The following is a 1,560-nucleotide window of genomic DNA, read 5'->3' on the forward strand; positions in this document are numbered from 1 at the left end:
AGTAGAAAAACTAGTTTTCTACTCCTTTTGCCCTTTTCTATTAGGGGACTTTTTCAGTGCCCTCGTTCACTCACGACAGGCTTTTTTGTTTTTCTGATGGTTGAAATGACTGAATGATTGAATGATGGAATGAGAGAATGATGGAATGAGAGATTGGCGAGTGATAGAAGGAAAGCAGTGCCAGTATATACATTAATGTTATCCCTGCTTTCCGCTTTACTTCGTTGCACTTCGTGTTCGCTGCAATCAGGTTTAGGTGGCTACTTTTTGTGCTGCTATGTAGGTTTTTCATCCCAGTTGTTTTATATGATATTCCAATCTTTGCACCTGATCTTTATTCTTTGCTCTTTTTTCTTTTCTTCTCCACGCTCTAATTGCCCAATGGGTTACCTAAACTAAAATATAGTATTAAGGGTAAATACAACGTTCAAAACCAAAAATACGTTGAACTTCTAATGGCCATTTGAAGCAAATATTTTAAAATGATTATTTACCTAAAAACACTGAATCATGAAAAGGAATATTATTGCTATAGCCATATTGATCACTTTTTTTGGCTGCAATAGCTCAAACAAAGATTATGCAGAAAGTAGCATAGGCGCAGATACCATATCTGCAGACAGCATAGCGAACGAAAAAATCATCAAAACGGCCGACATGCGTTTCCGAGTGAAGGATGTACAGCAAACTAAGGAAACATTGAGTGCTACACTTAAAAAGCAGGGAGGCGCAATAGCTGAATTCTCTATCAACAGCACCATTCAGGAAACGGATAAAGTTAAACAATCAACAGATTCGCTTAAAGAAATTACATCCTACCGTACTGAAGGTTATGTTGTGGCTAAAATTCCATCAGAAAAATTGGATGAGTTTACAAACACAATCGCCAGAATGGCTGTGTTCGTCGATAATCAATCTATGAAAATGGACGACCAAAGTATACTGTATCTCGCCAACAAGTTAAAAGCTCAAAATAGGGTGGAAGCTGTTGAAAGAATTAATAAGGTGGCAACGAAAAAAAGTGCTAATGTAGAATCTGCATTGATTATTAAAGATGATTTTATTGATAAGAAGGTAGAGAATTTACAAATTGATAATAAGGTCAAATTCAGCACCATCACCCTCAATTTTTATCAGGATAATACCGTTAGAACCATGATTGTGGCTAATGATAACCTTTACGATTACCGGCCTGGCTTCGCAAGCAGGTTGTGGTTAAATATCCTCAACGGCTGGACCATCTTTAAGGAAATGATTTTAGCCCTGGCTAATTTGTGGATGCTGGTGGTATTGGGAATAGCGATCTTCTTTGGAGTTAAACAATATAGAGCTAAAAGGGCTGGTTTGTGATTGTACAATAGGAGCCTCCCGCAGATTTAAAATGATTTTCGCAGATAATTAATCTGTGTTGATCTTCTTGATCTGCGGGATAGATTATAAATAAATTTATCTATCGGTTTGTGTCCCACCATAAGTGTTCGGAAGAATTTTATTTCTCCCCATAAGTTGATAATTTTCATTTAGGCCAAGGATGATTAGTGCCTATTTTTCTTTATGGAA

General features: G+C 36.8%; 1 protein-coding gene. It reads left to right on the plus strand.

The annotated features are described in order from the left end of the window. Nucleotides 1–510: 510 nt before the first annotated feature. A complete protein-coding gene (locus BMX11_RS24015) occupies nucleotides 511–1,350 on the plus strand; it encodes a DUF4349 domain-containing protein (protein WP_090890148.1) in 840 nt (279 codons plus the stop codon). The last annotated feature ends 210 nt before the right edge of the window (nucleotides 1,351–1,560 follow it).

The organism is Pedobacter rhizosphaerae (genome assembly GCF_900111155.1).
In the GTDB taxonomy this organism is placed as follows: Bacteria; Bacteroidota; Bacteroidia; order Sphingobacteriales; family Sphingobacteriaceae; genus Pedobacter; species Pedobacter rhizosphaerae.